Raw genomic sequence first — 21,967 nt, forward strand, 5'->3', positions numbered from 1 at the left:
TTTCTTTTTGTTATGTAACACGGGCAGGGGTATCGCTTGCGACCAATGAATAAACCCGCCATTCAAAGTTATAGACGCTAATTGGGCTATCTGGCAACGTATTGATATCTCTCTAGCATCTTCAACTTAATGCAGGGTATGTACGATCTCCAGCGTACCGTTAATGATGAACTGCACGCCCATGCAAACCAGCAGAAATCCCATCAGCCGTGAAATGGCCTCAATGCCGCTTTTCCCGATCAGACGCATAATCAGGCCAGAGCTTTTCAGACTGAGCCAGACGATCAGGCTGATCAACATAAATGTGAGTACGGGGGCAACGGTAATCACCCATGGCGTGATATCGACGCCGCTCTTGATTTGTGAGGCAGAACTAATGATGAGAGCAATGGTTCCTGGCCCCGCGGTGCTGGGCATCGCTAGCGGCACGAAAGCGATATTGACCTCATTGGCGGAGAAACTGTCGTTAATTTCTTCTTTTTTGCTTTTGACTTCAGGTGCATGTTCTGGCTTTTGCTGAGGAAAAAGCATGCGAAAACCGATAAATGCCACGATGAGCCCGCCGGCAATGCGCAACCCAGGAATGGAAATTCCGAAGGTATTCATTACGACCTGACCCGCGTAGTACGCGACGGTCATAATGATGAAGACGTAGAGTGAAGCTTGAAAGATCTGACGATTTCGTTCCCCTTGGCTCATGTTGCCGGACATTGCCAAAAATACCGCTACCGTTGTCAGTGGGTTCGCGAGTGGTAGGATTAACACCAGACCAAGACCAATGGTTTGAATCAATTCCAGCATTCTACGTTCCTTTTATTGGGGCACTTTCGTCAGTTCAGGAAAACGGTCACTGATGACCTGTTGCTATGATATCTGGCGCGGCTTAGGCCAGTTCATCCTCCGCTAATTTTTTAAAACGATAGAGCGTTTTTGTCAGCATATCGCGAGAAAACATATCAAACATTTGGCCGATCTTTTTCCCGATCAAGCCCCCCGGTGGGTTGTAGCGAATGGTCAGCGTTACGGTTGTACCCGCTTCCGATGTGGCAGGTTGAAAAGAAAGCCGGCCTTCATTCGGAACCCGTGCCCCTTCCAGCGAACGCCAGTGGATATACTCCCCCGGTTTTTCGTCAATAATACGAGCCTGCCACTCAATGAGCGCGCCAATCGGCGTGTTAATCCGCCAGTTAGAGTCGGTATAGTTCAGTATCTCGATACTGGCGAAATGGCCCATCAGGATCGGCAACGTTTCCGGTTTGCGCCAGAGATCAAACAAGCGTTCTGCCGGGCGATTGATCGTAATGCTGCTGCTGATTTCATTGGCATAACTGCCGTTTTTCGCTGCGGTTCTTCTTAAGAAAGAGGGAAACACCCGTCATCCTCCCTAATGGATTATTACCCCTTTATGGGCATATTCACGCCATTCTGACCGATCTCGACCAATGAAGCAAAGCGGAGACGGTGGCGATAGTGATGGTGCAGGCTATCACAGCAATCGTCAGAATTTTTACACGCCTAATGTTGCGTTAATGTTGGTTCGGTACTGTAAGTATCAGACAGTAGCCGAATGAAGTGCCGAAAAACACCAGGGTTTTTACATAACGATAATAGCAGTACCCCGCCCACTATTTTTAGTGGGCTTTTTTTATTTATCTTTCCCTGTCTAGATATTTTATTTCCATGTGAATTGATATTTATCAATTTATCACTAATGGGTTTCTACCTATTAAGATGTAAAAAATGTTTATCCCTATATTCTGGCTTGTAAATAGCACATTGATTGTGAGGTGATTATACTTTATAAATATGTCGAGATACGTTTATAGCTAGCGTTTATGCTGGTAGGAATAAATATGAGTAACCCATTTGTTGCTAAGTGGAGCCGTAATGGCAACCTGCTTTGTCACGGCCACTGGTTAATATCTTATAAAGAAAAAGACTTCGCGCTGCCGGAAAAATATAAAGAGAATCATATGGGAACGATGGGGATCTACTCTATCATCGATCCTGATGATGAAATGTACCGGGACGGGTTAGATGAGGATGATTGGATTCTGGAAAATATCGACTGGCTGGCCGATAGCTTTGAAGAAAATAATGTCCCTATCGAAGAATGTTATTTTAGATATTTCTTTCAGGCTATAAATAAGCAGGACTGGCGATGCACCAGTTGCGCTGGCTGTATGTAAATCGCTCCATCATTATTAATTACTCCTATTCCCTCTGTATTCCCGCCGACCGACAATCTATTAGGGTAGTGCTATATTCTCTCTGACTATTCGGCGGCGTTTTATTCGATCTTCTTCGATTTTCATCCCTCTTTCATCTTCTTTGCTAGGCGCTTCGCATACCGTGCAGCAAGACGTCTTTTTCGGGGAAAAGTGTTACCCTGACCCAACAATCCTTGATTAAGATGAGGCGGCAATGACGGAAGCTGACATTCTGCGGTTAAGTGCTTTGGTGGGCGAAAAACTGAAGGCGCGTGGTGCCAGGTTGACATGTGCAGAGTCCTGCACCGGAGGCTGGCTGGCTAAGTCTATTACCGATATCGCGGGTAGCTCTGGTTGGTTTGACTACGGCTTTGTGACATACAGCAATCTGGCCAAGCAGCGTCTGGTGAATGTGAACGCAGAGACACTGGAACAGCATGGTGCGGTGAGTGAAGCCGTCGTCAATGAGATGGCAGCAGGGGCTTTGCAGGCCGCTGATGCAGATTTTGCCATATCGGTAAGCGGCGTCGCTGGGCCAGACGGGGGAACCGAAGAGAAGCCTGTCGGCACGGTGTGGTTTGGCTTCACAGACAAACAGGGTGGGGCATTCGCCCGGACAATGCGGTTCAGCGGAGACAGAAACGCGGTGCGTTTGCAATCGGTCCATTTTGCACTGCAAACGTTGCTCGACACGTTTCTGAAAAAATAACCTTGATGCTGTATGTGTATACAGTATAATGTCAGTAATTATTCGGCAATTCATGATTAAGCAGCCGCGTAGAGACAGCAGCTTTACGCCGCATGACAGGAGCAGAAATGGCTATTGATGAGAACAAACAAAAGGCACTTGCGGCAGCACTGGGCCAAATCGAAAAGCAATTTGGTAAAGGTTCTATCATGCGGTTGGGCGAAGATCGCTCAATGGATGTTGAAACCATTTCTACTGGCTCTTTGTCCCTGGATATCGCGCTGGGAGCCGGTGGCTTGCCGATGGGGCGTATCGTTGAGATTTATGGCCCAGAATCTTCCGGTAAAACAACGCTGACCTTACAGGTTATTGCTGCCGCTCAGCGTGAAGGAAAAACGTGTGCGTTTATCGATGCTGAGCATGCGCTGGACCCGATTTATGCGAAAAAACTTGGCGTAGATATCGATAACCTGCTGTGTTCTCAGCCGGATACCGGTGAGCAAGCGTTGGAGATCTGTGATGCACTCACGCGCTCTGGCGCTGTTGACGTTATCATCGTCGACTCCGTTGCGGCATTGACGCCGAAAGCCGAAATTGAAGGTGAAATCGGCGACTCCCACATGGGGCTGGCTGCACGTATGATGAGCCAGGCTATGCGTAAACTGGCGGGTAACCTGAAGCAAGCCAATACGCTGCTAATCTTCATCAACCAGATTCGTATGAAAATCGGTGTGATGTTCGGTAACCCTGAAACCACCACTGGTGGTAACGCACTGAAGTTTTACGCCTCCGTTCGTCTGGATATTCGTCGTACTGGCGCTATCAAGGAAGGCGAAGAAGTTGTCGGCAGCGAAACCCGCGTGAAAGTCGTGAAGAATAAAGTGGCAGCGCCGTTCAAACAGGCTGAATTCCAAATCCTGTACGGCGAAGGCATCAATATCCACGGTGAGCTGGTTGATCTGGGTGTGAAACACAAGCTGATCGAAAAAGCCGGTGCCTGGTATAGCTATAACGGCGACAAGATCGGTCAGGGTAAAGCGAATGCCTGTAATTTCCTGAAAGAGAACCCGACGATTGCTGCGGAACTGGATAAGAAATTGCGTGAAATGCTGCTGCACAAAGGCAATGAACTGACGCCAGCCGCCGCTGGAAATAGCCGTGACGAAGATGAATTCGCTGGTGAAGGTAACGAAGAGTTTTAATGGTGGCTGAATTATCGCCGACAGAGCACTTCAGCGGGTAGATGGATGAATAAACCATTACGCTATGCGATGAATGTGCTTTCTGTTCGCGATTATAGTGAAACCGAAATACGCCGCAAATGTGCGGCGTATTTATATAAGTCAGAAAGCGCAAAAGCAGAAGATGAAGCAGACGAAGCCACAGCCAGCGCTGCGGCAGAAGATGTGGAAGCGGCTATTGCGTACTGCAAGGAACATGGTTGGCTGGATGACGAGCGCTATGCTCGCCGCTATATCAGCAGCCGGAGCCGCAAAGGCTATGGTGCCCAGCGGATCAAAATGGAGCTAAGCCAGAAAGGAATCGATAAAACAACGTTAGCCACGGCATTAAACGAGAGTGATATCGATTGGTGTGCGCTGGCGAAATCAGTTGTGGAACGAAAATTCGGGCACCCTCTGTCCGATGAATGGAAAGACAAAGTCAAACATCAGCGATATCTGCTCTATCGTGGCTTCTTTCATGAAGAAATCCAGTCAATTTATACGAATTTTTCAGATTGAACGCACACGGGATTTTACTTCCCATCGAAGAAAATTTATCTTATTCCCACTTTTTGTTCGTGAGTTGCTCGGTAACGTCAGCATGCTGGACTAACCTTGCCCGCGATCTGTTCTTCTAGCTTGATTCCAGGACAATTATGAGCAAGAGCACCGCTGAGATCCGTCAAGCGTTTCTCGATTTTTTCCACAGTAAGGGACACCAGGTTGTTGATAGCAGCTCTCTGGTGCCGAACAACGATCCGACATTGTTATTCACCAATGCGGGTATGAACCAGTTCAAAGATGTGTTCCTCGGTCTGGATAAACGTAGCTATGTCCGAGCGACGACCTCGCAGCGCTGCGTACGTGCCGGTGGTAAACATAATGACCTGGAAAACGTAGGTTATACCGCACGCCACCACACCTTCTTTGAAATGCTGGGTAACTTCAGCTTCGGTGACTACTTCAAGCATGATGCAATTCGCTATGCGTGGGAATTGCTGACGTCTCCTCAGTGGTTCAATCTGCCGAAAGAAAAACTGTGGGTAACGGTATACGCAACAGATGATGAAGCCTACGACATTTGGGCTGATGAAGTTGGCGTACCGCGCGAAAGAATTATTCGTATTGGTGATAACAAAGGCGGACCTTACGCCTCTGATAATTTCTGGCAGATGGGCGAAACGGGGCCGTGTGGCCCATGTACCGAGATTTTCTTCGATCACGGTGAGCACATCGCAGGTGGCCCGCCAGGAAGCCCTGATGAAGACGGCGATCGCTATATCGAAATCTGGAACCTGGTGTTCATGCAGTTCAACCGTCAGGTTGACGGCACAATGTTGCCACTGCCAAAACCTTCCGTTGATACCGGTATGGGGTTAGAGCGCGTTTCTGCTGTCTTGCAGCACGTCAATTCAAACTATGACATTGATTTGTTCAAAACGCTGATTGAGGCGGTAGCGAAAGCCGTCGGAACGACGGATTTAACCAATAAATCGCTGCGTGTTATCGCCGACCATATCCGCTCTTGTGCGTTCCTGATTGCCGATGGCGTGATGCCATCTAATGAAAACCGTGGTTATGTTCTGCGTCGTATTATCCGCCGCGCTGCGCGCCACGGTAATATGCTGGGCGCTACGGATGCTTTCTTCTACAAACTGGTTGCACCGCTGATTGAAGTCATGGGGCCAGCCGCTGAAGAATTGAAAAAACAGCAGTCTGTGGTTGAGCAGGCGCTGAAGACGGAAGAAGAGCAGTTTGCCCGCACGCTGGAACGTGGCTTGTCTCTGCTGGACGAAGAAATTAAAAACCTGAAAGGGGATACTCTTGATGGTGAAACGGCCTTCCGCCTGTATGACACCTATGGTTTCCCTGTCGACCTCACGGCGGATGTGTGCCGCGAGCGCGGCCTGAAAGTCGATGAAGAAGGTTTTGAAGCTGCGATGACGGCTCAGCGCCAGCGCGCACGTGAAGCCAGCGGATTTGGCGTAGATTACAACAGCCTCATCCGTGTAGATGAAAACACACCGTTCTGCGGCTATGAAAAAACGCAGCAGCAAGCGAAGGTTATTGCGATTTATCACAATGGAAACGCGGTTGATCAGATTGCGGCAGGTGATGAAGCGGTTGTGATTCTGAACGAAACGCCATTCTATGGTGAATCTGGTGGTCAGGTTGGTGATCAGGGTGAACTGAAAAATGCGGGCGTCAGCTTTGCCGTTCAGGATACCCAGAAATACGGTCAGGCAATCGGCCACGTCGGTAAACTGACTCAGGGTACGCTGCGTGTTAACGACAGCGTCGATGCAAACGTTGATAGCCAACGCCGCGATCGCATTCGTCTGAACCACTCGGCGACGCACCTGCTGCATGCCGCGCTGCGTCAGGTTCTGGGCGATCACGTCGCGCAGAAAGGCTCTCTGGTTAACGATAGCTATCTGCGTTTTGACTTCTCACATACGGAAGCGATGAAACCTGAGCAGATTCGTCAGGTTGAAGATATCGTCAACGCGCAAATCCGCCGTAACCTTACCGTGCAAACGGATGTCATGGCGCTGGATGATGCGAGAGCGAAGGGCGCAATGGCGCTGTTCGGCGAGAAATACGACGACCATGTCCGTGTTCTGACGATGGGTGATTTCTCCATTGAACTGTGTGGCGGCACGCACGCAAGCCGTACCGGTGATATTGGCCTGTTCCAGATCATTTCTGAATCAGGCACTGCTGCCGGCGTGCGTCGTATTGAAGCGACCACAGGTGAGAATGCGCTGTCTGCGCTGCATCGCCAAAGTGATGTTTTGCAAGACATCGCGCAACTGCTGAAAGGGGATAGTCACAACCTGACGGATAAGGTACGCTCTGTTCTGGATCGTGCCCGTGCGTTGGAGAAAGAGCTTCAGCAGTTGAAGGCTCAGCAAGCAGCACAGGAAAGCTCGTCGCTGTCTGGCAAAGCAAAAGAGGTTAACGGTGTGAAGTTGCTGGTTACGCAACTGGACAACGTGGATCCTAAGCTGTTGCGGACGATGGTTGATGACCTGAAGAATCAGCTTGGATCTGCTGTTATCGTTCTTGGAACGGCGGCAGAAGGCCGGGTTAGCTTGATTTCTGGTGTAACGAAAGATCTGACTGACCGTGTAAAAGCCGGTGAACTGATTGGGTTTGTTGCCCAGCAGGTTGGCGGTAAAGGCGGTGGTCGCCCAGATATGGCTCAGGCTGGTGGTTCAGACGTGTCTGCACTGCCTGCTGCGCTGGCAAGCGTTGAATCTTGGGTTGCTGCTAAGCTGTAAAACGACAGATAACGTTTTATTCGCGTTATCCGACAAAACGCCATAACTTTCTGGTTGTGGCGTTTTTGTCTGCGGAAAAGGATCCGGCAAGCAGGATAGAAAGTGTGTTACCTTCAGATATTCTGAAGCTTTACATGCTCAGTCCTGTTGTTGTGATAACAAAAGCACAAGCTACTGATATCGACTAAACTAACAAGTAGTGACAAACCGGAGTGTGATGGTGTGGTTATACCATCGTCTAGGTTTACGTTTTCACGGCACATGATGGATAATGGCGGGGAGACAGAGAGACCCGACTCTTTATAATCTTTCAAGGAGCAAAGAATGCTTATTTTGACTCGTCGAGTTGGCGAAACCCTCATGATCGGCGATGAGGTAACGGTTACCGTATTAGGAGTGAAAGGCAACCAGGTGCGTATTGGTGTTAATGCACCTAAAGAGGTTTCTGTCCACCGTGAAGAGATCTATCAGCGTATTCAGGCCGAAAAATCTCAACCAACGTCATATTGATTGACAATGCGTCTCGTGTTCGCGGGACGCAATTGTTATTTCCAGCTTTTCCCCCACACATTTATCGATATATCCATTTTTACTGTGCGCTTCCTTTGGCAAGGTAACCGCCTGTTTTACTGTCGATAAAATAGACTTTTTGTTGTGAAAGTGCGCGTCTTGGATGCGAATTGTTCAAACGAACACAAGGTGGGAAAAATTGTTTGACTTATAAGTCTGGGAAAGTAATATGTGCGCCACGCAGTACCGGTGAGCACTAACAAGAAGTTCTTAGTAGCAAATCAGGTAATGTAAGGTGAGGTGGCCGAGAGGCTGAAGGCGCTCCCCTGCTAAGGGAGTATGCGGTCAAAAGCTGCATCGAGGGTTCGAATCCCTCCCTCACCGCCATTTAATATGCATCCGTAGCTCAGCTGGATAGAGTACTCGGCTACGAACCGAGCGGTCGGAGGTTCGAATCCTCCCGGATGCACCATTAAATACTGCCTTTGCAAGGCAAGTAGTATTAGTGAAAGCAAGTTTTGTCGCAGATGAAGAATTATTAATGCATCCGTAGCTCAGCTGGATAGAGTACTCGGCTACGAACCGAGCGGTCGGAGGTTCGAATCCTCCCGGATGCACCATTCTTAAGTATCTCGTTTAATTGCTCACCCCATTATTTCTGCACCACACTCTGCATCCGTAGCTCAGCTGGATAGAGTACTCGGCTACGAACCGAGCGGTCGGAGGTTCGAATCCTCCCGGATGCACCATATTTCGATGTAAATAGAATTCTAGTGCTTTTTCCTTAGCACGAATCGATAAGCATAATTTTGCTTTAGCTACGGCCCGAAGTGCTAAGTAAGCCAGATAATTTTCTCCGATGCCTCATCTCTGTTTTACCCAACTACTCTTTATCATATTGTTAGCGCTATAGCGGCACTGCCCTTTATTTTGCTGATATCAGAACGATATTTTTCTCATCACGTCCGTGTATTAATTCTTACCTCTCCCTTGCCTACATATTGAGATCGAGCCGACGAGTCAATGAAGGCTGTCTTACTACTATAGGGGTAATAACCTGTTTTTTATAAGGTTATTGAGTAAGCGACAACGTTTTCACTTTACGATAAAGTAAGCTCTCTTTTCAGTGATCATGGAGTCATGATGTACGATCGCTATCAAGGGCTGATCTTTGATATGGATGGCACCCTGCTTGATACCGAACCAACGCACCATAAAGCGTGGGATCAGGTTCTTGCCCGATATGGTATGAGATATGATGCCAGTGCCATGACAGCATTGAACGGCTCGCCCACCTGGCGTATTGCACAGCGTATTATCGACAGTCATCAGGCCGATATTGATGCTCACCAACTCGCGGCGGAAAAAACTGCTGTTGTTGAGGAAATGCTGCTGGATACCGTAAAACCACTGCCGTTGATTGATGTTGTTAAGCATTATCGCGGACGGCGTCCTATGGCAGTTGGCACAGGTAGCACGCATGGCATGGCTGATAGATTGCTAACGCATTTGGGGTTGCATGATTATTTTGATGCAATCGTTGGGGCTGATGATGTTATTCAGCATAAGCCTTTCCCCGATACCTTTCTGCGTTGCGCTGCATTGATTTCTGTCGCACCAGAACACTGTATTGTGTTTGAAGATGCAGACTACGGTATTGAAGCCGCTAAACGCGCTAACATGGCCGTGGTTGACGTCCGTACATTGTGAGTGAGTTCTGGGCTGTTTTTTCTCTTTTCTGGAGTAGCCTGCTAAGTGCAACACTGCTGCCTGGCAGTTCGGAAGTGCTGCTGGTAACGTTATTGCTTGCTGACAGCGCAAAACCCTACCTGTTGGTTGCTGTGGCGACGGTAGGAAATACGCTGGGCGGGTTAACAAATATTTTTATAGGGCGCTTACTCCCTCAGCCAAAACAACAAGCTGGGTATTCGGTGGCCATGCGCTGGTTACAGCGCTATGGCTGCGCTGCGTTGTTATTTAGCTGGGTGCCGGTAGTAGGCGATTTATTGTGCGTGTTAGCGGGTTGGCTACGCATGCCCTGGGTGCAATCGGCGGTTTTCATCGGTATTGGAAAAGCGCTGCGGTATATCGTATTGACGGGTATAACGTTACAGGGGATGGCGTGGTGGTCTTAACCAGATTGCAATGCGAACTGGTGAGTGCTGCTGAGTTTCAATTATGCTTACAACCATTACATTTTAACAACGGGAGGTCGATTTGATCCCGGACATTTCAGAAGCACTTTCTTGGCTGGAAAAACACCCACTGGCAGTGAAGGGTATTCAGCGTGGAATTGAACGCGAAACATTGCGCGTAACAGCAAACGGACATCTTGCGACGACCGGACACCCCGAGATATTGGGTTCGGCGTTGGCACACCCGTGGATTACGACAGACTTTGCAGAAGCGCTGTTAGAGTTTATTACGCCAGTCGATAAAGATGTCGATCATCTGCTGACGTTTCTGCGTGATATTCATCGTCATGTTTCACGCAATCTGGGCGATGAGCGGATGTGGCCATTGAGCATGCCGTGCTTTATCGACAGCGAGCAAAATATAGAGCTGGCGCAGTATGGCTCATCAAATATCGGGCGCTTCAAAACGCTTTATCGTGAAGGGCTGAAAAACCGCTATGGCGCGTTGATGCAGACTATTTCCGGCGTGCATTATAACTTCTCTCTTCCGCTGTCATTCTGGCAGGCACGAGAAGGAGTGACTGATGCAGAAAGCGGGAAAAAAGCGATATCTGCGGGATACTTCAGACTGATCCGCAACTATTACCGCTTTGGTTGGGTGATCCCTTATCTGTTTGGTGCTTCTCCGGCGATCTGTTCTTCTTTCCTTAAAGGCCGGGAAACCGCACTGCCGTTTGAGCGTACGGAAAAAGGCATGCTTTATCTGCCTTATGCGACCTCTCTGCGGCTCAGTGATTTAGGCTATACCAATAAGTCACAGAGCAATCTGGGGATTACGTTTAACGACTTGGATACCTATGTCGCTGCGTTAAAACGCGCGATAAAAACGCCATCTGAGGAGTATGCTCGGGTTGGTATGAAGAAGGATGGTCGTTATCTACAATTGAATACGAACGTCTTGCAGATTGAGAACGAGCTCTATGCGCCGATTCGTCCGAAGCGTGTGACGCGCGCCGGTGAAACGCCATCTGATGCCTTGTTGCGTGGCGGAATCGAATATATCGAAGTGCGTTCACTGGATATTAATCCTTTCTCTCCAACCGGGGTGAGTGAAAGCCAGGTTCGTTTCCTGGATTTATTCCTGATCTGGTGTGCGTTGGCAGATGCGCCTGAAATGAGCGCTGATGAGCTACTGTGTACGCGTAAAAACTGGAATCGAGTGATTCTGGAAGGGCGTAAACCAGGGCAAACGGTGGGTATGCGGTGTGAAACCATCCAGCAGCCAATTGCTGAAGTGGGGAAATCTCTGTTTGCGGATTTACGTCGCGTTGCGGAAGTGCTGGACGCGGAAAACAGTCAACCGCACTATCAGCAGGTATGCGATGAGCTACTTGTTGGTTTTGACGATCCAGAAACGACGTTCTCTGGGCGACTATTAACGTTGATGAAGCAAGAAGGCAATGGTAGCGTGGGGCTGAATTTAGCGGAAGAATACCGCAAAATGCTCAGCAGCGAACCGCTGCAGGTGTTGACGGAAGAACAATTAGCTGCTGCGAGCGAGAACTCCTGGCAGCGTCAACGTCAGATTGAGTCTGAAGATACGATGAATTTTGACGACTATCTGGCGACGCATTAAAAAGAAAAGGCCACAGAAACTGTGGCCAAATAAACATCTCTAATAGGGATGATGATAATAAATGCGCGTCTTTCAGTAAGTCAGACTCGCATAAAAAGGAAAAGTTCTCGGAAACGAGAAAAAATGAATTTTTTTCTTTGAGGAGGTGAAATTATGCCGTTATTAGATAGCTTTACCGTTGACCATACTCGTATGGCCGCACCCGCAGTTCGGGTCGCTAAAACCATGAAAACCCCTCATGGCGACAATATCACGGTATTTGACCTGCGCTTCTGTCGTCCGAATATCGAAGTCATGCCAGAGCGTGGCATCCATACGCTAGAGCACCTGTTTGCAGGCTTTATGCGCGATCATTTAAACGGTGATGGCGTTGAGATTATCGACATTTCTCCGATGGGATGCCGTACGGGCTTCTACATGAGCCTGATTGGCACGCCGGATGAGCAACGTGTTGCTGATTCCTGGAAAGCGGCGATGGCGGACGTTCTGAAAGTGACTGACCAGCGTAAAATTCCTGAGCTGAACGAATTCCAGTGTGGCACCTATGAGATGCACTCACTGAAAGAAGCGCAGGACATTGCTCAACACATCGTAGATCACGATATTGGTATCAACCAAAATGACGATCTGGCGCTGCCGAAAGATAAATTGGCTGAGCTACATATCTAGTTTGTTTGATATGCGCAGATAAAAAAAGAGAACCGAAAGTGGGTTCTCTTTTTTTGTGTTCGTGAACGCGTCAGACTGCGAGGAAGTGCTGTATAACCCGGCTGCCGAAGTAGGACAGCGTCAGCATAAGAGCGCCGATCAGGCTGAACCAGACGACGCGCCGTCCCCGCCATCCTTCATGGTAATGCCCCCAGAGCAACAGAATATAGATGAACCAGGCAAACAGGGAGAACACGGCCTTGTGCAGGTTCTCTTTGTTATCGATAAGGTCATCCATATAAAACAAACCAGTACAGAGCGTCAGCGTGAGCAGAATGACACCAATCTGTGTGATGTGAAACATCTTGCGCTCAATGCCCATCAGCGGCGGCATGTCAGCGGCAAATCCCAGCTTTTTATTCTTGAGTAGATAATCAAGCCAGGCGAGTTGAAGCGCATAAAGAGCAGCAATTAACAGCGTTGCATAGGAGAAAAGGGCCAGTCCGATATGGATCATCAAGCCCGGCGACGCTTCCAGATGCGTAATAAATTCACTCGGCATGAAGCTGGCGAAGGCCAGATTGATCAGCGCAAAGGTGTAGACGATAGGAAGAATAAACCAGCCGCGATCGCGCGTGGCGACAAATGTCATCACCGTACAGATGATGAGGCTGACCAGAGAGCCGATATTCAGCAAGCTAAGGTTTTGGCCGACCTGAACATCGAAAATGCGTTGATAGAGCGCCACTGCATGACAAATTAGCGCAGCGCTGGCCGAGAGTATTGCCAGCCGACGATATGCACTGTTCTTGCGCAGCAGACTGGGGATAATCAGTCCGAGGCTGAGTGTGTAGGCGACAAGCGCCACAATAGCGAAAACAGACATACAGATTAGGTTATTAAATATCAACTAGGTAAAATGAAGAATCAGTATAGCGTTAGTCGTCGCGGGCACCAACAGTTCTCCGTCAGCAGCGCTGAGATCGTTCCCGCTTTTGTGTATAATCTCTTCCATTCGTGTCGCGCTGGCGGCCTGTCTTACGTTGAGCATGAGATATGTTTGAAAATTTAACCGATCGACTCTCGCGCACATTGCGCAATATCAGCGGCCGCGGGCGGTTGACTGAAGACAACATAAAAGAAACGCTACGTGAAGTACGTATGGCATTGCTGGAAGCCGACGTCGCGTTACCTGTGGTACGTGATTTTATCAATCGCGTGAAAGAGCGTGCTGTCGGGCATGAGGTCAATAAAAGTCTGACGCCGGGTCAAGAGTTCGTCAAGATTGTTAAAAATGAACTCGTCAGCGCAATGGGTGAAATCAATGCCGAGCTGAATCTTGCCGCGCAACCCCCTGCGGTTGTTCTGATGGCCGGTCTGCAAGGTGCGGGTAAAACGACCAGCGTGGGCAAGCTGGGTAAATTCCTGCGCGAAAAGCATAAGAAAAAAGTGCTGGTGGTTTCAGCTGACGTTTATCGCCCTGCGGCGATTAAACAGTTGGAAACGTTGGCAGAGCAAGTGGGTGTCGATTTCTTCCCGTCAGACGTGCAGGAAAAGCCCCTTGCTATCGTAGAACGTGCGTTACAACACGCTAAGCTGAAGTTCTACGATGTCCTGTTAGTCGATACCGCGGGTCGTCTCCACGTTGACGACGCGATGATGGACGAAATCAAACAGGTTCATGCGGCGATTAAGCCGGTTGAAACGCTGTTTGTAGTGGATGCCATGACGGGGCAGGATGCGGCGAATACGGCGAAAGCCTTTAATGAAGCGCTGCCGCTGACCGGTGTGATCCTCACCAAAATTGATGGTGATGCCCGTGGCGGTGCGGCGTTGTCTATCCGCCATATTACTGGCAAGCCAATTAAATTCCTTGGTGTCGGCGAAAAAACCGAAGCGCTGGAGCCGTTCTACCCGGAGCGCGTTGCCTCGCGAATTCTCGGTATGGGCGATGTGCTTTCATTGATTGAAGATATTGAAAGCAAGGTCGATCGTACACAGGCAGAAAAGCTTGCTAATAAGCTGAAGAAGGGTGATGGGTTTGATTTGACCGATTTCCTGGATCAGCTCAAGCAGATGCGCAACATGGGCGGCATGGCAAGCATGATGAGCAAAATGCCGGGCATGGGCCAACTGCCTGATAATGTTAAGTCACAAATGGATGACAAGGTGCTGGTGCGTATGGAGGCGATCATTAATTCGATGACGCGTCAGGAGCGCGCCAAACCTGAGATTATTAAAGGATCGCGTAAACGTCGTATCGCGCAGGGTTCCGGCATGCAGGTACAGGACGTGAACCGTCTTCTGAAACAATTCGATGATATGCAGCGAATGATGAAGAAGATGAAAAACGGTGGTCTGGCGAAAATGATGCGCGGTATGAAGGGGATGATGCCACCTGGATTCCCGGGGCGTTAATCACCGAAATCGATGGTGTAGAGAATCTCTTGGCGTGATTATACGCTTTAGATTGCTTTTTGCGCCAAAATGAGTAAAATTTTCGGGCTTTTTATATGACATACTGGGCTCCGTTCCTCGATGGGGCCCAGTTGTTTTATTCACTAAAGAGGATGTTATGGTAACAATTCGTTTGGCACGTGGCGGCGCGAAAAAACGCCCCTTCTATCAAGTAGTCGTGACCGATAGCCGCAATGCGCGTGATGGTCGTTTCATCGAGCGCGTAGGTTTCTTCAACCCAATCGCATCTGGTCAAGCAGAAGCCCTGCGTCTGGATCTGGACCGTATCGAGCATTGGCTTGGTCTGGGTGCAACTGTGTCTGATCGCGTATCTTCGCTGATCAAAGACGCTAAAAAAGCAGCATAACCTGTTGCGGTGGTGATAATGAGCAATCAACTCAGCCCTAAACCTCCCGTTAACCCGATTGTGATGGGGAAGATAGGGTCGGCATATGGCATCCGAGGTTGGCTCAGAGTGTTTTCATCCACCGAAGATGCCGAGAGCATTTTTGATTATCAACCTTGGTTCATCCAGAGTAAAAGCGGTTGGCAGCTTGTCGAGATTGAAGGCTGGAAGTATCACAATCAGGACCTAATCATCAAAGTGAAAGGTGCTGATGACCGTGATGCGGCTAATTTACTGACCAATTGTGAAATTGTCGTAGATTCGTCACAACTGCCCGACCTGGGCGAAGGTGATTATTACTGGAAGGATCTTATTGGCTGTCAGGTCGTGACCGTAGCCGGTTATGAGTTAGGTAAAATCATCGACATGATGGAAACCGGCTCGAACGATGTGATGGTAATAAAGGCCAACCTGAAAGATGCCTTCGGAGTCAAGGAACGGCTGGTTCCGTTCCTCACCGAACAGGTTGTTAAGCGCGTCGACCTTTCTGCTCACACTGTTGAAGTAGATTGGGATCCTGGTTTTTGAACTCTGAATCGACCAGTAGTATCCAGCGGAACGAGACTATGTGGATTGGGGTGATTAGCCTGTTTCCAGAGATGTTCCGTGCGATTACTGATTACGGAGTCACTGGCCGGGCAGTTAAAAATGGCCTGCTGAACGTACAGTATTGGAGTCCTCGTGATTTCACTTACGATCGGCATCGCACCGTGGACGATCGGCCTTATGGCGGCGGCCCCGGAATGCTGATGATGGTGCAACCTTTACGGGATGCGATCCACGCAGCAAAAGCAGCGGCAGGCGAAGGCGCGAAAGTGATTTATTTATCACCTCAGGGCCGTAAATTAGATCAGCAAGGCGTACATCAACTCGCTACGAACCAGAAAATGATTCTGGTCTGTGGACGGTACGAAGGGATTGATGAGCGCGTAATTAAAACCGAAATCGATGAAGAATGGTCGATTGGCGATTACGTACTCAGCGGTGGGGAACTGCCAGCGATGACCCTGATTGACTCCGTTGCCCGTTTTATACCGGGCGTTCTGGGACATCAGGCTTCAGCAGAAGAAGATTCTTTTGCCGATGGATTGCTGGACTGCCCTCATTTCACTCGCCCTGAAATACTGGAAGGCATGGACGTTCCGGCAGTGTTACTGTCTGGCAACCATGCGGAAATACGTCGCTGGCGATTGAAGCAGTCGCTGGGCCGAACCTGGCTTAGAAGACCTGAACTTCTGAAAAGCCTAGCTCTGACTGACGAGCAAACAAGGTTGCTGGCTGAATTCCAACGTGAATATCAGTCTGAGCAACAAGAGTATTAGGTGGTTACGCCGGTTTACCGCGCGAACCCAACTATCAGTTTACCTAGGGTAAGAGACATATTATGAGCAACATTATTAAGCAAATCGAAGACGAACAAATGAAGCAGGACGTACCTGCATTTCGTCCGGGTGATTCCGTAGAAGTGAAGGTATGGGTTGTTGAAGGTAGCAAAAAACGTCTGCAGGCATTCGAGGGCGTGGTTATCGCTATTCGTAACCGCGGTCTGCATTCTGCATTCACTGTTCGCAAAATTTCTAACGGCGAAGGCGTGGAGCGTGTATTCCAGACTCACTCTCCGGTTATTGACAGCATTACTGTTAAACGTCGTGGTGCCGTGCGTAAAGCCAAACTGTACTACCTGCGTGAGCGTACTGGTAAGTCTGCTCGTATCAAAGAGCGTCTTAACTAAGATAGCGCTTTCGCAACATCCGAAAGTTGTTATTGATAAGGGGTTTAGCCAAAGGCTAAGCCCTTTTTTTATGCCTGACGGCAGTAAAAAGCCCACCATCTTGGTGGGCTTGGCTTTCCCTGGTGCCATCATTATTGTTTGAATTTCAGTACCATGATGACATTAGATATGGTTATTTTATAAACGTTTATACAGATCAATTTTTCAATATTGATCGGTTACGGCGATCAAAATATCGTGTTGATACCGCTTTTATCCTGTTCAGAACGGTTTATTCGCGATGACTGTTGGGTACATGTGCATATGGTCGTTAATAAATTGAATATCTGTAAATCCTGCCTGCTCTAGCTGCAACTGTGTTTGTTTGTGGGTACGAAACGCTGTCCATGTTGCCCCGATAATGCGTGAGAAAAGTACAGATTGGAGGGCCAGTAATTTCGGATCGGTATTTATCCATGGGGAATCTTGCGACAGCGTAGGTGGCGGTGTCATAAAGCTGGTTATCAGCGTACCGCCAGGTTTCAGCCCAGAGTAGAACACGCGGTAAAGCTCAGTAACTTTGTCATCATCTTGTTCATAGACGTTGAGTCCGTTGCTGGTAATCACATCTGCTTGTGCTGCCAAATCAATTGTCCAGGCATCAGCAAGTACCAACGATATCTTATTTTCCAGCCCCTGCTGACTGGCAAGCTTATACGCTTCTTCCAGCGCCTGTTTATCCAGATCGATCCCGATTAATTTCACATCTCGATGTCGCGTATAGTCCAACAGCAGTAAATCGGCCATGACGCCACAAGGGACAGATACCATGATGGCGTCGGGGCGCAAGAGCTCTTGAAGTAAGCGTTGGAAAATACCAAATCGTTCACGTGTTGCCAAAACGCTGGGTAACTGTGTATAGATGATTTCTTCGAGTGGATTAACATAGTGAGCTGGCTGATGTGTTATCACATTATGCGTCCAGTACGCATTTAACCCGTGATGTTTTAGTAAAAACTTGCCTAGCTCAAGGTGAGAGAACGCCTCCAGAATAGCGAGTTGTTCCTCTACGGCAATGCCGGGATGGTCGCCGGACTCGATAATGTTGTTCTTTACCGCTGCGACTCGTTCATCATGGCTTTCCTGTGATGAGGTAGCGTGTGATAAGAGTCTTGAGCTGCTATTGAGAGACGGGTTATGAGGCTTGTTTGAACCGGACATATGAGCACTCCATAATATCAATCGCTATCAGGAATAATAGATTTAACTATCAGTGGGATATGATTCTTCGGTATCTCAGTATCAGGTTGTTAATAACTGAATGTGATTATTTTATGTGAGCGATGATAGAGGGGAGGTATGTCTGATGTATTTCTGTGTGAGTACAAAAGTGAGTGGAATTGTTACCAGATGCGATGAACCATAGCGTTTTGCCAGCTAAATTGCTGGTGAGTATGGGTCATCGTTTTATCTTTGAGAGAGTGTTAAGGCAGACTCTGTTGCCAGCGAGCTCGCAGTATCTCCGCATTCTCTACGCCGTCGCAGCTGGCGGGAAAGTTTTTCCCTGCTTTTCCCCATTCTTCCATGTTATCTGTACCGCAAAAAGCCGACTGTCCGGCCTGATAGCCACGCAGGTAGGTTTCACGGTCAACTTGAGGATTACCAAACCATTCCTGCAAAGTGCTATCGTCCTTTACGACCATGCCAGAGATTGCATCCTGATAACCTGTTTCGTACCAGAAGCCTGACTCATTTTTTGCAGGGAGCGACGGGACGTTGCTTTGGCATGCTGTCATTAAAAGAATTACAGCCAAGATATAACTGTATTTCATCATCAAACCTTCAATGTTTCGGCCATCGGCCTGAAGAAGCATCGCATCAGGCGATGCCCAATTTTTCTTTCAGTAATTTGAGGTAGCGGCGACTGACGGGGATGTGTTTTCCCGTATGCGTCAATACTTCTGCTGCGCCGTTCTCCATTAACTGGATTTCTTTCAGCTGTTCCGTATTAACCATGTATTGGCGATGGCAACGGACGAAAGGCGTTTTTTCTTCCAGCGTTTTCAATGACAGTTGGGTATAGCCAGATTGGCTGACGCCCACGACGTGTACGCCGCTGAGTTCTGAACAAAGATACTCGACTTCCTCAATCTTGAGCAAAAAAATACGGTTGTGTCCGTTACAGGGAATATGGCGAAGCAAGGGTTCTGAAACTATCTGTACGTTTTTATTTACACTAACTCCGCGACGTAAACGATTTAGCGTTTTGCTTAGCCGCTGTGCGTCCAGTGGTTTGAGTAAATAGTCAAAAGCATGCTCTTCAAATGCCCTCACCGCGTACTCATCATAGGCTGTCACGAAGACGACATAAGGCATATTTTCTGGATCTAACATGGCGACCAGCTCTAATCCGCTGACCTTTGGCATTTGTATATCCAGAAAAATCACATCCGGTTGCAGCCGATGGATAGCCGGTATCGCCTCCAGCGCATTGCTGCATTGTGCAATGATGGTGATATCAGACTCATTTTCCAGCAGCAGGCTGAGCTCTTCGCGTGCCAGCTGTTCGTCATCGATGATTATGGCTTTCAGCATCCTTCCCCCTTGTTGGCGTGATTCTACCATTATTCACGCCAGGGATTAGCATGGTTGTATCGGGAAGTGATAGGGCTGGCAGATATCGTTTTTCTGGCAATATTTAGGGTGGTAATTTTTTATTTACACTAAGTGGATTGAAATCTTTACGGTTCGTGTTATGGTGTAAACATCACGCGTAGGCAGGTTGTACAGACAGTAGTCTTTACAGGCGATCGCGAACATACCGAACTCTTCAGGAATGGGATCATGCAAAAAGATTCACTTAACAATATTAATATCAGTGCAGAGCAGGTTTTAATTACACCCGATGAATTGAAAGCCAAGTTTCCGCTTAACGACGCAGAGCAGCGCGATATTGCGCAAGCGAGAGCAACCATTGCGGATATCATTCATGGGCGTGACGATCGTTTGCTGATCGTCTGCGGGCCTTGCTCGATTCATGACACGGATGCTGCGTTGGAATACGCGCGCCGCCTGCAGTCGCTTGCTGCTGAATTAAACGATCGCCTATACATTGTCATGCGTGTTTATTTTGAAAAACCGCGTACCACCGTGGGCTGGAAAGGGCTCATCAACGATCCGTTCATGGATGGTTCATTTGATGTGGAAGCTGGGCTGCACATCGCGCGTGGGTTGCTGCTGGAACTGGTCAATATGGGTCTGCCACTGGCGACCGAAGCGCTTGATCCAAACAGCCCGCAATACCTGGGTGATTTGTTCAGCTGGTCGGCTATCGGTGCACGTACGACAGAATCACAAACGCACCGTGAGATGGCTTCCGGCCTGTCGATGCCTGTCGGGTTCAAAAACGGCACTGACGGCAGTCTGGGAACGGCGATCAACGCGATGAGAGCCGCCGCGATGCCGCACCGTTTTGTTGGTATCAACCAAACTGGGCAAGTTTGTCTGCTGCAAACGCAAGGGAACATTGATGGTCATGTGATTCTACGCGGCGGTAAAAAACCAAACTACAGTGCGCAAGATGTCGCCGAATGTGAAAAACAGATGCAGGAAGCGGGACTGAGACCTGCGCTGATGATAGATTGTAGCCACGGTAATTCGAATAAAGACTACCGCCGTCAGCCACTTGTTGTTGAATCTGCGATTGAACAAATCAAGGCGGGAAATCGTTCCATTATAGGTTTGATGCTGGAAAGCCACCTTAACGAGGGGAGCCAGTCTTCAGAACAGCCGCGTTCAGATATGCGCTACGGTGTATCGGTCACGGATGCCTGTATCAGTTGGGAAAGTACAGAGACGTTGCTGCGTTCCGTTCATCAAGATCTGAGCGCTGCACGTGTGAAACATTCAGGAGAGTAACAAAAGATGGTAGCTGAACTGACCGTATTGCGTGATCAGATAGATGAGGTAGATAAGGAGCTTGTCGCGCTGTTATCACGTCGGTTGCGTTTGGTGGCAGAAGTGGGTGAAGTGAAAAGCCGCTATGGTTTGCCCATTTATGCGCCCGATCGTGAAGCGGCCATGCTCAGCTCACGTCGTAAAGAAGCGGAGTCGATGGGGGTTCCGCCGGATCTCATTGAGGATATCCTGCGGCGCACCATGCGCGAATCCTATACCAGTGAAAACGACAAAGGCTTTAAAACGCTGTGCCCGCAGTTGCGCCCGGTCGTTATCATCGGTGGCCGGGGTCAAATGGGCAACCTGTTTGAGAAAATGCTGACGCTATCGGGCTATCAGGTGAGGATCCTGGAGCAAGATGATTGGCCGCGTGCTGATGAACTGCTGTCTGATGCCGGTATGGTGATTGTTAGCGTGCCGATTCACGTGACTGAACAGGTTATTGCCCGTCTGCCTGCTTTACCTGATGACTGTATTTTGGTTGATTTGGCATCGGTAAAAAATGGCCCACTTCAGGCGATGCTGGCAGTGCATAATGGTCCGGTACTCGGGTTACATCCTATGTTTGGGCCAGACAGCGGTAGTCTTGCCAAGCAGGTTGTCGTCTATTGCGATGGGCGGCAGCCGGAAGCCTACCAGTGGTTACTGGAACAGATTCAGGTGTGGGGCGCGCGTCTGCATCGTATCAGTGCGGTCGAACACGATCAGAACATGATGTTCATTCAGGCGCTGCGTCACTTTGCGACATTCGCATATGGCCTGCATTTAGCGGAAGAGAATGTGCAGCTTGAACAGCTATTAGCGCTGTCATCGCCAATCTATCGTCTGGAATTGATCATGGTTGGACGGCTGTTTGCGCAGGATCCGCAGCTTTATGCCGACATTATTATGTCTTCAGCGGATAATCTGGCGTTGATTAAGCGTTACTACCAACGTTTTGGCGAAGCGATTGAGTTACTGGAGCAAACGGATAAAGCCGAATTTATTAACCGCTTCAAGAAAGTCGAACACTGGTTTGGCGACTATGCCAAACGCTTTCAGGCGGAGAGCCGGGTGCTTTTACGCCAGGCAAACGATATTCGTCAATAAGTACGTTCGCTAT

23 protein-coding genes and 4 tRNA genes are annotated in these 21,967 nt (G+C 48.8%); 21 read left to right on the forward strand and 6 right to left on the reverse strand.

The window, feature by feature from the left end; all coding sequences use genetic code 11:
- Nucleotides 1-126: 126 nt before the first annotated feature.
- Together QWJ20_RS20870 and QWJ20_RS20875 are read right to left on the reverse strand one after the other, a co-directional pair.
- Entirely contained in the window at nt 127-801 is a 675-nt protein-coding gene (locus QWJ20_RS20870) for a MarC family NAAT transporter (protein ID WP_039483901.1), read from the reverse strand.
- An 82-nt stretch (nt 802-883) separates the two neighbouring features.
- The gene (locus QWJ20_RS20875; RefSeq protein WP_039483902.1) at nt 884-1,372 is read right to left on the reverse strand and encodes an SRPBCC family protein; all 489 of its coding nucleotides are present in this window, start codon (nt 1,370-1,372) and stop codon (nt 884-886) included.
- Between the two features lie 481 nt (nt 1,373-1,853).
- Between QWJ20_RS20875 and QWJ20_RS20880 the strand changes: the two genes are divergently transcribed.
- The 14 genes from QWJ20_RS20880 (at nt 1,854) to luxS (ending at nt 12,355) form a co-directional block, all read left to right on the forward strand.
- Complete coding sequence (locus tag QWJ20_RS20880; protein ID WP_095700333.1) at nt 1,854-2,189, forward strand: hypothetical protein; 336 nt, start codon at nt 1,854-1,856, stop codon at nt 2,187-2,189.
- A 235-nt stretch (nt 2,190-2,424) separates the two neighbouring features.
- Nucleotides 2,425-2,919: a nicotinamide-nucleotide amidase gene (pncC, locus tag QWJ20_RS20885; RefSeq protein WP_119888043.1), complete on the forward strand. Its 495-nt coding sequence runs from the start codon at nt 2,425-2,427 to the stop codon at nt 2,917-2,919.
- 107 nt (nt 2,920-3,026) lie between these two features.
- Nucleotides 3,027-4,100, forward strand: a complete 1,074-nt coding sequence (gene recA, locus QWJ20_RS20890; protein ID WP_095700331.1) for a recombinase RecA — start codon at nt 3,027-3,029, stop codon at nt 4,098-4,100.
- A gap of 45 nt (nt 4,101-4,145) precedes the next feature.
- Complete coding sequence (recX, locus tag QWJ20_RS20895) at nt 4,146-4,640, forward strand: recombination regulator RecX (protein ID WP_039483909.1); 495 nt, start codon at nt 4,146-4,148, stop codon at nt 4,638-4,640.
- A 137-nt stretch (nt 4,641-4,777) separates the two neighbouring features.
- Nucleotides 4,778-7,405 (forward strand): alanine--tRNA ligase, encoded by a 2,628-nt coding sequence (gene alaS, locus QWJ20_RS20900; RefSeq protein WP_039514163.1) that lies wholly within the window; start codon nt 4,778-4,780, stop codon nt 7,403-7,405.
- A 324-nt stretch (nt 7,406-7,729) separates the two neighbouring features.
- Entirely contained in the window at nt 7,730-7,915 is a 186-nt protein-coding gene (gene csrA, locus QWJ20_RS20905; protein ID WP_005972168.1) for a carbon storage regulator CsrA, read from the forward strand.
- Nucleotides 7,916-8,209: 294 nt separating this feature from the next.
- Nucleotides 8,210-8,302, forward strand: a tRNA-Ser gene (locus tag QWJ20_RS20910).
- A gap of 8 nt (nt 8,303-8,310) precedes the next feature.
- A tRNA-Arg gene (locus tag QWJ20_RS20915) sits at nt 8,311-8,387 on the forward strand.
- A gap of 71 nt (nt 8,388-8,458) precedes the next feature.
- Nucleotides 8,459-8,535 (forward strand) — tRNA-Arg (locus QWJ20_RS20920).
- Nucleotides 8,536-8,587: 52 nt separating this feature from the next.
- Nucleotides 8,588-8,664: transfer RNA gene (locus QWJ20_RS20925), tRNA-Arg, on the forward strand.
- A gap of 394 nt (nt 8,665-9,058) precedes the next feature.
- Entirely contained in the window at nt 9,059-9,625 is a 567-nt protein-coding gene (gene yqaB / locus QWJ20_RS20930) for a fructose-1-phosphate/6-phosphogluconate phosphatase (protein ID WP_095700329.1), read from the forward strand.
- A complete protein-coding gene (locus QWJ20_RS20935; protein ID WP_039483917.1) occupies nt 9,622-10,050 on the forward strand; it encodes a YqaA family protein in 429 nt (142 codons plus the stop codon). Before yqaB ends, QWJ20_RS20935 begins: the two co-directional genes overlap by 4 nt.
- A gap of 82 nt (nt 10,051-10,132) precedes the next feature.
- A complete protein-coding gene (gene gshA, locus QWJ20_RS20940; protein ID WP_127158131.1) occupies nt 10,133-11,686 on the forward strand; it encodes a glutamate--cysteine ligase in 1,554 nt (517 codons plus the stop codon).
- 153 nt (nt 11,687-11,839) lie between these two features.
- Nucleotides 11,840-12,355 (forward strand): S-ribosylhomocysteine lyase, encoded by a 516-nt coding sequence (luxS, locus tag QWJ20_RS20945; RefSeq protein WP_014916315.1) that lies wholly within the window; start codon nt 11,840-11,842, stop codon nt 12,353-12,355.
- A gap of 70 nt (nt 12,356-12,425) precedes the next feature.
- On the opposite strand, the gene QWJ20_RS20950 is transcribed toward luxS, so the two are convergent.
- Complete coding sequence (locus QWJ20_RS20950) at nt 12,426-13,220, reverse strand: cytochrome C assembly family protein (RefSeq protein WP_010286006.1); 795 nt, start codon at nt 13,218-13,220, stop codon at nt 12,426-12,428.
- Between the two features lie 170 nt (nt 13,221-13,390).
- Here QWJ20_RS20950 and ffh point away from each other — a divergent pair, with 170 nt between their 5' ends.
- The 5 genes from ffh to rplS all read left to right on the forward strand — a co-directional run bounded on the left by ffh (nt 13,391) and on the right by rplS (nt 16,929).
- On the forward strand, nt 13,391-14,752 hold the full coding sequence (gene ffh, locus QWJ20_RS20955; protein ID WP_095700327.1) for a signal recognition particle protein: 1,362 nt from the start codon (nt 13,391-13,393) through the stop codon (nt 14,750-14,752).
- A gap of 157 nt (nt 14,753-14,909) precedes the next feature.
- Entirely contained in the window at nt 14,910-15,158 is a 249-nt protein-coding gene (rpsP, locus tag QWJ20_RS20960) for a 30S ribosomal protein S16 (protein WP_010285998.1), read from the forward strand.
- 18 nt (nt 15,159-15,176) lie between these two features.
- On the forward strand, nt 15,177-15,725 hold the full coding sequence (gene rimM, locus QWJ20_RS20965; protein WP_433993375.1) for a ribosome maturation factor RimM: 549 nt from the start codon (nt 15,177-15,179) through the stop codon (nt 15,723-15,725).
- A 38-nt stretch (nt 15,726-15,763) separates the two neighbouring features.
- Nucleotides 15,764-16,519, forward strand: coding sequence for a tRNA (guanosine(37)-N1)-methyltransferase TrmD (gene trmD, locus QWJ20_RS20970; RefSeq protein ID WP_039483926.1), 756 nt, complete (start codon nt 15,764-15,766; stop codon nt 16,517-16,519).
- Nucleotides 16,520-16,581: 62 nt separating this feature from the next.
- Nucleotides 16,582-16,929, forward strand: coding sequence for a 50S ribosomal protein L19 (gene rplS / locus QWJ20_RS20975; protein WP_039483928.1), 348 nt, complete (start codon nt 16,582-16,584; stop codon nt 16,927-16,929).
- 261 nt (nt 16,930-17,190) lie between these two features.
- Here the strand turns inward: rplS and QWJ20_RS20980 are convergent, their stop codons facing one another.
- From QWJ20_RS20980 to btsR, 3 genes are all read right to left on the reverse strand, one after another.
- Nucleotides 17,191-18,129 carry a class I SAM-dependent methyltransferase gene (locus QWJ20_RS20980; RefSeq protein ID WP_095995269.1) on the reverse strand — a complete coding sequence of 313 codons (939 nt, stop codon included), beginning with the start codon at nt 18,127-18,129 and terminating at the stop codon, nt 17,191-17,193.
- Nucleotides 18,130-18,392: 263 nt separating this feature from the next.
- Nucleotides 18,393-18,782 carry a DUF2799 domain-containing protein gene (locus tag QWJ20_RS20985; protein ID WP_433993376.1) on the reverse strand — a complete coding sequence of 130 codons (390 nt, stop codon included), beginning with the start codon at nt 18,780-18,782 and terminating at the stop codon, nt 18,393-18,395.
- A gap of 4 nt (nt 18,783-18,786) precedes the next feature.
- Entirely contained in the window at nt 18,787-19,503 is a 717-nt protein-coding gene (gene btsR, locus QWJ20_RS20990) for a two-component system response regulator BtsR (RefSeq protein WP_127158133.1), read from the reverse strand.
- 249 nt (nt 19,504-19,752) lie between these two features.
- Here btsR and QWJ20_RS20995 point away from each other — a divergent pair, with 249 nt between their 5' ends.
- Together QWJ20_RS20995 and tyrA are read left to right on the forward strand one after the other, a co-directional pair.
- A complete protein-coding gene (locus QWJ20_RS20995) occupies nt 19,753-20,826 on the forward strand; it encodes a 3-deoxy-7-phosphoheptulonate synthase (protein ID WP_095700323.1) in 1,074 nt (357 codons plus the stop codon).
- A gap of 6 nt (nt 20,827-20,832) precedes the next feature.
- Nucleotides 20,833-21,954 (forward strand): bifunctional chorismate mutase/prephenate dehydrogenase, encoded by a 1,122-nt coding sequence (tyrA, locus tag QWJ20_RS21000; protein WP_174866727.1) that lies wholly within the window; start codon nt 20,833-20,835, stop codon nt 21,952-21,954.
- Nucleotides 21,955-21,967 lie beyond the last annotated feature (13 nt).

This window comes from Pectobacterium sp. S5 (genome assembly GCF_051707265.1).
GTDB classification, from domain to species: Bacteria; Pseudomonadota; Gammaproteobacteria; order Enterobacterales; family Enterobacteriaceae; genus Pectobacterium; species Pectobacterium polare.